This window comes from Humitalea rosea, assembly GCF_003253705.1.
Taxonomy (GTDB): Bacteria; Pseudomonadota; Alphaproteobacteria; order Acetobacterales; family Acetobacteraceae; genus Humitalea; species Humitalea rosea.
Window position 1 is genome coordinate 75536 of the sequence record NZ_QKYU01000022.1, and the last position, 7185, is coordinate 82720.

At 71.3% G+C, this 7185-nt stretch carries 7 protein-coding genes; 5 read left to right on the forward strand and 2 right to left on the reverse strand.

Annotated features, from left to right (window positions below):
- Positions 1 to 2: 2 nt before the first annotated feature.
- On the reverse strand, positions 3 to 2006 hold the full coding sequence (locus tag C8P66_RS24760; protein ID WP_111399646.1) for a proton-conducting transporter transmembrane domain-containing protein: 2004 nt from the start codon (positions 2004 to 2006) through the stop codon (positions 3 to 5).
- A 144-nt stretch (positions 2007 to 2150) separates the two neighbouring features.
- Here C8P66_RS24760 and C8P66_RS17875 point away from each other — a divergent pair, with 144 nt between their 5' ends.
- Together C8P66_RS17875 and C8P66_RS17880 are read left to right on the forward strand one after the other, a co-directional pair.
- Positions 2151 to 2699, forward strand: coding sequence for a TRAP transporter small permease subunit (locus C8P66_RS17875; RefSeq protein WP_111399647.1), 549 nt, complete (start codon positions 2151 to 2153; stop codon positions 2697 to 2699).
- Positions 2700 to 2718: 19 nt separating this feature from the next.
- Positions 2719 to 4125, forward strand: a complete 1407-nt coding sequence (locus C8P66_RS17880) for a TRAP transporter large permease (RefSeq protein ID WP_111399648.1) — start codon at positions 2719 to 2721, stop codon at positions 4123 to 4125.
- A gap of 4 nt (positions 4126 to 4129) precedes the next feature.
- Here C8P66_RS17880 and C8P66_RS17885 read toward each other — a convergent pair whose 3' ends face one another.
- Positions 4130 to 4969 carry an aldo/keto reductase gene (locus C8P66_RS17885; protein ID WP_111399649.1) on the reverse strand — a complete coding sequence of 280 codons (840 nt, stop codon included), beginning with the start codon at positions 4967 to 4969 and terminating at the stop codon, positions 4130 to 4132.
- 37 nt (positions 4970 to 5006) lie between these two features.
- On the opposite strand from C8P66_RS17885, the gene C8P66_RS17890 reads away from it, so the two are divergent.
- The 3 genes from C8P66_RS17890 (at position 5007) to C8P66_RS17900 (ending at position 6925) form a co-directional block, all read left to right on the forward strand.
- Positions 5007 to 5609, forward strand: a complete 603-nt coding sequence (locus C8P66_RS17890; protein WP_111399659.1) for a hypothetical protein — start codon at positions 5007 to 5009, stop codon at positions 5607 to 5609.
- Positions 5610 to 5678: 69 nt separating this feature from the next.
- Positions 5679 to 6209 carry a sigma-70 family RNA polymerase sigma factor gene (locus C8P66_RS17895; protein ID WP_111399650.1) on the forward strand — a complete coding sequence of 177 codons (531 nt, stop codon included), beginning with the start codon at positions 5679 to 5681 and terminating at the stop codon, positions 6207 to 6209.
- Positions 6206 to 6925, forward strand: a complete 720-nt coding sequence (locus tag C8P66_RS17900; protein ID WP_158537292.1) for an anti-sigma factor — start codon at positions 6206 to 6208, stop codon at positions 6923 to 6925. The genes C8P66_RS17895 and C8P66_RS17900 overlap by 4 nt, the downstream gene beginning before the upstream one ends.
- The last annotated feature ends 260 nt before the right edge of the window (positions 6926 to 7185 follow it).

Below are 7185 nucleotides of genomic sequence, written 5' to 3' on the forward strand. Positions count from 1 at the left end.
CGTCAGGTCTCAAGCCAGGCGAGCAGCGCGAGCAGGGCGACCAGCGTGCCGAAGCTCAGCGACAGGCACCGGCGCAGGCTCATGTCCCGCAGCCGCTCGGCGCGGTCGGCCAGCCAGTCGCGCAGGGCGGCGAGCGGGGCCAGCAGCCCGGCAAAGACCGGATCGGCGAAGCCCGCCTCCAGCCGCGCCGGGGCGGGATCGCCGGGTTCGGGCATGGTCACCACCTCCCGCGCGCCCAGGACCGATGACCCCAGCATCCGCCGCAGCGGCTGGCCGAAGCCCGCCGCCGAGGGCTGGGCCAGCGGATCGCCGAAGGGCAATTCCGGCGGCGCGGGCAGGAAGCCGCAGCCCCAGGCCGGGCCGAGCACCGGCTCGGCCGGGGAGTATCGGCGCATCCCGAGGTAAAGTGCCGCGATCCCCGCCGCCAGCAGCAGCGCCAGCAGCGGCGCCGCATAGGCCGTGGCCCCGCCGCCCGGCGCCAGCAGGAACAGCTGCGCCTGATCGGCGATATTCTGGCGCACCGCCGTCCGCACCGCTTCCTCCGCCAGCCGCAGCAGCGGGCCCGGCGCCAGCCCGATCAGCACCGTCAGCCCGGCACAGCCGATCAGCGCGGCGCGGGCGAGGGGGGGCGCCTCGCGAGCCGCCGCCGAACGCGGGCCGCGCGGCCGGCCGAGGAAGACGAGACCGTACAGCCGCACCATCGCCGCCGCCGCCAGCGCCGCCGCCAGCCCGACCAGCGCCACCGCCGCCGCCAGCCCGACCTGCATCGGCAGTGGCCCGATCCGCCAGCCGGCCAGCAGCGACTGCACCAGCAGCCATTCGCCGGCAAAGCCCGAAAGCGGCGGCAGGGCCGCGGCCGCCGCCGCCAGCACGCCGGCGCAGGCCGCCGTCGCCGGCATCGCGTGGATCAGCCCGCCGAGGCTGTCGAGCCTGCGCGACCCCGCCCCGGTCAGCACCGCCGCGGCGGCCAGGAACAGCCCCGCCTTGAACACCGAATGGGCCAGCGCATGCAGCAGCGCCGCCCCGGTCGCCAGTGCCGCGAGCGCGCCGAGGTCGGCCGCGCGGAAGATCGCGGCAAGGCCCAGGGCGGCCACGATCAGCCCGACATTCTCAATGGTGGAACAGGCGAGGATGACCTTGGTGTCCTCCTCCAGCGCCGCGCGCAGCGCCCCCAGCACGGCCGAGGCGGCGCCGAGCGCCAGCAGCGGCACGCCCCACCACAGCGGCTGCGCCGGCCCCGCGCAATCCAGCAGCAGCCGCGCCATGACATAGATCGCGACCTTGACCATCGCCGACGACATCAGCGCCGAGACATGCCCAGGGGCCGCCGGATGCGCGAGCGGCAGCCAGCCATGCAACGGCACCAGCCCCGCCTTGGACCCCGCCCCGGCCAGCACCAGCGCCAGGATCACCGCGGCCCGCCAGCCATCCGGGGGGGCGGCACGCAGCACATCGAGCCCGATCCCGCCCGCCGATGCGGCCCAAAGCGCCAGTGCCGCGGCCAGGCACAGCCCGGACAGCAATGCGAAACACAGATACAGCCGCGCCGCCTGCCGGTTGGCGGCATCGGCATGGCCGTAGCCGACCAGCACCCAGGAGGCGAGTGACATCGCCTCGAACCCCAGCAGCAGGGTGACGCCATCCCCCGCGAGCAGGCTCAGCGCCATGCCGGCCACGAACAGCGGGAAGCCCGCGACCACCCGTGGCGCCGCATGCGCCGCATCGGCCAGCGCGTAGAGCGAGGCGGCAGCGGCCGAAAGGCCGAGGATCAGCAGGAACCAGGCCGCCAAGGGGTCCAGCACCAGCGACAGCGCCTGCCCCGGCGGGCCGATCGGCAGCACCATGGCCGAAGGCGCCCGCAGCAGCCCGAACAGCGCGATGGCCACGAAGCCGAGTGCCGCCAGCAAGCAGACGCAAGCCACCCCCCGCCCCGCCTTGGGCCACAGCGCCCCTGCCAGACCGGCCACAACCAGCCCGGCCAACAGGCAGGTGAACAGGATCAGCACAGGCGGATGGGAGTCTTCATTGACGCCGAGGATAGCACCCACAGCCGCCTCGGCCAGGGGAGGCGCGACAGGAGGCGTGACAAAAGGGCAGGAAGGCGTATTTGGGCGCACCGTTTGGTTGGAAACGCCGGAGAGTTTGACGCGATGGGGCCGCTGCTCGCCTTCAGCCGCGCGATGGATACGATCGCGCAATTTTTTGGTAGGGCCGCCGAATGGATGGTGGCCTTGGCCTGCCTCATCAGCGCCGGCAATGCCGTCAGCCGATATGGGCTCAGCCTGTCCTCGAACGCTTGGCTGGAGGTGCAATGGTACCTCTTTGCCGGCACCGTCATGTTCGGCGCCGCCCATACCCTGCGCCGCAACGGCCATGTCCGGGTCGATCTCGTCTATGGCCTCATCAGTGAGCGGGCGCGGCTCTGGGTCGATGTCTTCGGCCTCGTGGTGTTCCTGCTGCCGGGGATGACCTTGCTCGCGTGGATGACCTGGCCCTTCTTCGTCGAGAGCTATTTCCGCGACGAGATATCCTCCAATGCCGGCGGGCTGCTGCGCTGGCCGGTCAAGCTGGTGTTGCCGCTCGGCTTTGCCCTGGTCGCCCTTCAGGGCCTGTCGGAGCTGGTGAAGCGCATCGTGCTGCTGCGCGGGCAAGCCCCCGATGTCGTGGCGGTCGCCACCTACGAACGTCCTACCCAGTAATCCGGAAAAGCCCTCCTCCATGAATGTCGAATTCATGCCCCCGATCATGTTCGGCGGGCTGGTCATCTTTCTGCTGATCGGATTTCCGGTCGCCTTCTCGCTGTGCGCGGTCGGGCTGTTCTTCGGCATGATCTCGATCGAGCTGGGCTATTTCACCGCCGACTACCTCGGCAACCTGCCGCTGCGGGTCTTCGGCATCCTGTCGAACGAGCTGCTGCTTTCGATCCCCTTCTTCACCCTGATGGGCGCGATCCTGGAACGCTGCCGGCTGGCCGAGGACCTGCTGGAAGGCACCGGACAGCTGTTCGGCAAGGTGCCGGGCGGGCTTGCCTATGCGGTGATCCTGGTCGGCGCGGTGCTGGGTGCGATCACCGGGACGGTGGCGGCCAGCGTGATCGCCATGGGCATGATCAGCCTGCCGGTGATGATCAAATACGGCTACGACATGCGGCTCGCGACCGGCGTCATCGCCGCCTCGGGCACCATCACCCAGATCATCCCGCCCTCTCTGGTGCTGATCGTGCTCGGCGACCAGCTCGGGGTGTCGGTCGGGGACATGTATGCGGGGGCGATCGGGCCATCGATCCTCCAGGTCGGGCTGTTCATGCTCTACATCTTCGCCGTCTCCAGGTTCCAGCCGAGCCGCGTCCCCGCCTTGCCGGACGAGGCGCTGATGGCGCGCGGCTGGCCGCTGTACTGGAAGGTGCTGCGGGGGATGGTGCCCTCGATCGTGCTGATCTTCCTGGTGCTGGGCACCATTTTCATGGGCCTCGCCACGCCGACCGAGGCCGGCGCGATGGGCGCGGTCGGCGCGCTCCTGCTTGCCGCGATGAACCGCACCTTGACCTGGCCGCTGCTGCGCGAGGCCATGGCCAACACCATGCGCATCACCACCATGGTGATCTTCATCCTGCTGGGCGCGACCGTCTTCAGCCTCGTTTTCCAAGGGGTGGATGGCGGCCGCTGGATCGAGCATCTGCTGACCGCGCTGCCCGGCGGGCAGGTCGGGTTCCTGATCTTCGTCAACGTCTTCGTGTTCTTCCTGGCCTTCTTCCTCGATTTCTTCGAGATCGCCTTCATCGTCATCCCGCTGCTGGCCCCGGTGGCGGCCAAGCTCGACATCAACCTGGTCTGGTTCGGGGTGCTGATCTGCGTGAACATGCAGACCTCCTTCATGCACCCGCCCTTCGGCTTCGCGCTGTTCTATCTGCGCGGGGTGGCGCCGCAGTCGGTGCGCTCGGCCGATATCTACTGGGGGGCGTTTCCCTGGGTCTGCCTGCAACTCGTGCTCGTCGCCATCGTCATCATCTGGCCGGAGAGCGTGACCTACTGGCTGCATGCCGGCACCGGGATCGACCCGGCGACCGTGCACATCAACGTGCCGCCGCCGGCCTTCGACGACAGCGCGGTGCCGGTGTTCCGGTAGCCGCTCAGAGCATTTCCAACCCGCGCTTGCGCCTCGGCGGCGGAAAGGCCGCATCCAACTCGGCGACATCCTGGGGCGTCAGCGCGAGGTCGCGCGTCGCGGCAAGGTCGCGCACATGCGCCGCCGTGCTGGCCTTGGGGATCGCCACCACCCCCGGCCGCGCCAGCACGAAGCCCAAGGCGGCCTGCGCGGTGCTGACCCCGTGCCGCGCCGCGATCCTCGCCAGCACCGGATGCCGGAGCAGCCGCCCGCCCTGGCCGATCGGGGAATAGGCCATCACCGGCATCCCCCGCCGGGCGCAGAAGGGCAGCAGGTCGAACTCCACCCCCCGCGCGGTCAGGTTCCACAGCACCTGGTCGGTGGCGCAATGGGCGAGGCCCTGGCCCAGCTCCTCCAGATCATCCACATCCAGGTTGGAAACCCCCCAGCGCAGGATCTTGCCCGCGGCGACCAGCGCCTGCATCGCTTCCACCGTCTCCCCGAGCGGGATGCTGCCGCGCCAATGCAGCAGGTACAGGTCCAGCCGGTCGGTCCCGAGTCGCTTGAGGCTGCGGGCACAGGCGGCCGCGAGCGACCGCCGCCCGGCATTGTGCGGATAGGCCTTGGAGACCAGGAACACCTCGTCCCGCCGCCCGGCGACGGCCTCGCGTACCACCTCCTCGGCGCCGCCCTCGGCATACATCTCCGCGGTGTCGATCAGGGTCATCCCGAGGTCGAGGCCGAGGCTGAGGGCCGCGGCCTCCGCCTTGCGGTCGGCCCCGGCCTCCCCCATTTTCCAGCTGCCCTGGCCCAGTCGCGGCGTTGCGGTGCCGTCGGCCCAGGTGATCTCTCCGATCGCCGCCATGACATCCTCCTCCAGCCAGGGCTATGCTTCCCCCGCCATGATCCGCATCGCAACCCTGCCTCTCCTGCTCCTCCTGGCCGTGCCCGCACGGGCCGAGGAGCTGACCTTCGGTTCCTGGCGCCTCAGTTGCAGCCAGGACCGCATGACCGACCGCGCCGATTGCCGGCTGGCGCATCGGGACTGGGCCGACCCGCCCAGCGCCAGCCGCCCCGGCCTGGCCCTGGAGGTCATGGATCGCGGCGGCCGCGCGCTACCGGTGATCACGGCGCGGGACCTGGGGATGGAGGGCGCCTCGCGCGGGATCCTGGCGCTGACCGGCACGGCGCAGCTGCGTTTCCCGCCCAACCCCTTCTTCGAACTGCCCTGCGGGCTGGAGGGCCGGACCCTGGTCTGCGCCCCCCGCGCGGAGGATGCCGCCCGCGCGGCGGGGGAGCTGCCCGGCGCCGACCGCGTGCTGCTGCGCGTGCTCGGGATCGGGGGCAGCGCCGCCGAGCCGGTCGAGATGCGCCTGTCCGACACCCGCCCGGCGATCGCCGCGCTGCGCGCCCGGATGCCGGAGGGCGCTGCCCCGGCGCCCGCCTCAACCGGCGTGGACCTGCGGGATATCCTGCAGCGGCTGCAGCGGTTCTTCGCCCCGTGAAGCTGTCTCTTCGGTGAAGCCTGGTCCACCGGCCCCGCATCCAGGGACGTGTTCGGAGCGTATCGCAGCATGAACGACCCCGCAGCCCTGCTGGCGGCCGTGGCCGCGGGAGACCGTGCGGCCCTGCGCGCCCTTTACGATACCGAGGCGTCACGGTTGTTCGGGATCGCCATGGCGATCCTGCGCGACCGCGATGCGGCGGCCGATGCGGTGCAGGACTGCTTCGTGAAGATCGCCCGCCGCGCCGGGCAGTTCGACCCGGCCCGGGGCGAGGCCCGGTCCTGGATGGGCGGCATCGCGCGCTATGCGGCGCTTGACCTTGCCCGTGCCCGGGGGCGGGAGATTCCCAGCGACGATCCGGCGCTCGGCGACACGCCGGTCGAGCCGGAGGCGCTGGACCGGGTGCTGGCCGGGGAGAGCGGGGCGCGGCTGCGCGCCTGCCTCGCCTTGCTGGACCCCAAGAACCGAGAAGGCATCGTGCTCGCCTTCGTGCATGGGCTTTCGCATGCCCAGGTGGCGGCGCGCCTCGCGCTGCCGCTCGGCACCGTGAAATCCTGGATCCGCCGGGGCCTGCTGGACCTGCGGGAATGCCTGACATGAGCGCGGACGACATCGACGCCCTGGCCGGCGAGTACGTGCTGGGCACGCTGGAGGCACGCGAGGCGGCCGAGGTCGCCGCCCGCCTGGCCACCGACCCGGCCCTGGCCGCCGCCGTGGCGGCGTGGGAGGCACGGCTGGCGCCGCTGGCCGGGCTGAGCCCCGAGATGGCCCCGCCCGAGGATCTGTGGGACCGGGTCGAGGGCGCGCTGGACGCCTCCGCGCGGCCCGCCTTGCGCCTCATCCAAGGCTCGGCCCCGGCGGCATGGCCAAGGGCGGTGCCGGTTGCGAAGTCGCGCTGGCTGCTGCGCGGCTGGGCGATGGGCTCGACCGCGCTGGCGGCGGGGCTTGCGGCCTTCCTGCTGGTCAAGCCGCCGGAGGAGCCGCGGTTGATGACCGTCCTGCTCAGCAGCAGCGAGCAGCCGGCCTGGCTGGTCGAGGCGGCGGGGGGCGCGATCAGCCTCGCCAGCGTCAATCGGGCGCCGGTGGCGCCCGACCGGGTGTTGCAGCTTTGGGCATTGCCACAGGGGGCCACGGCGCCGACCAGCCTCGGGCTGCTGCCCGCGGACGGCCGCTTCACGGTGACGCCGAGGACGATCCGGCCGGAGCCGGGGATGCTGATCGAGATCAGCCTGGAACCGCCCGGCGGCTCGCCGGGGCCGCGTCCGAGCGGGCCGGTGCTGTTCATCGGGCGGCTGGCGGCGGCGCGGGGCGCCTGAGGGTCGGCCCCCCGATCCTAAAGCGATTTCCGTTCGCTTGCGCTCACGCCAACCGCCCTATCTTGTTGTTTTGTCGTTTTTTCTGAGTCACCCGACGACTCGGAAAATGCCGCTAGAGCGGGATGCGTTTAGGTTCGATTGTATCCTGAATGGGTGAAATAGTTGGTGCATTCCGCGGGTGTGTAGGTGTCGAGGAGAGTGCCGATGGTAGCGCAGACGGCGTCGCTGGTGCGCGCGGCGGCCTTGCGCAGCAGGTGTTT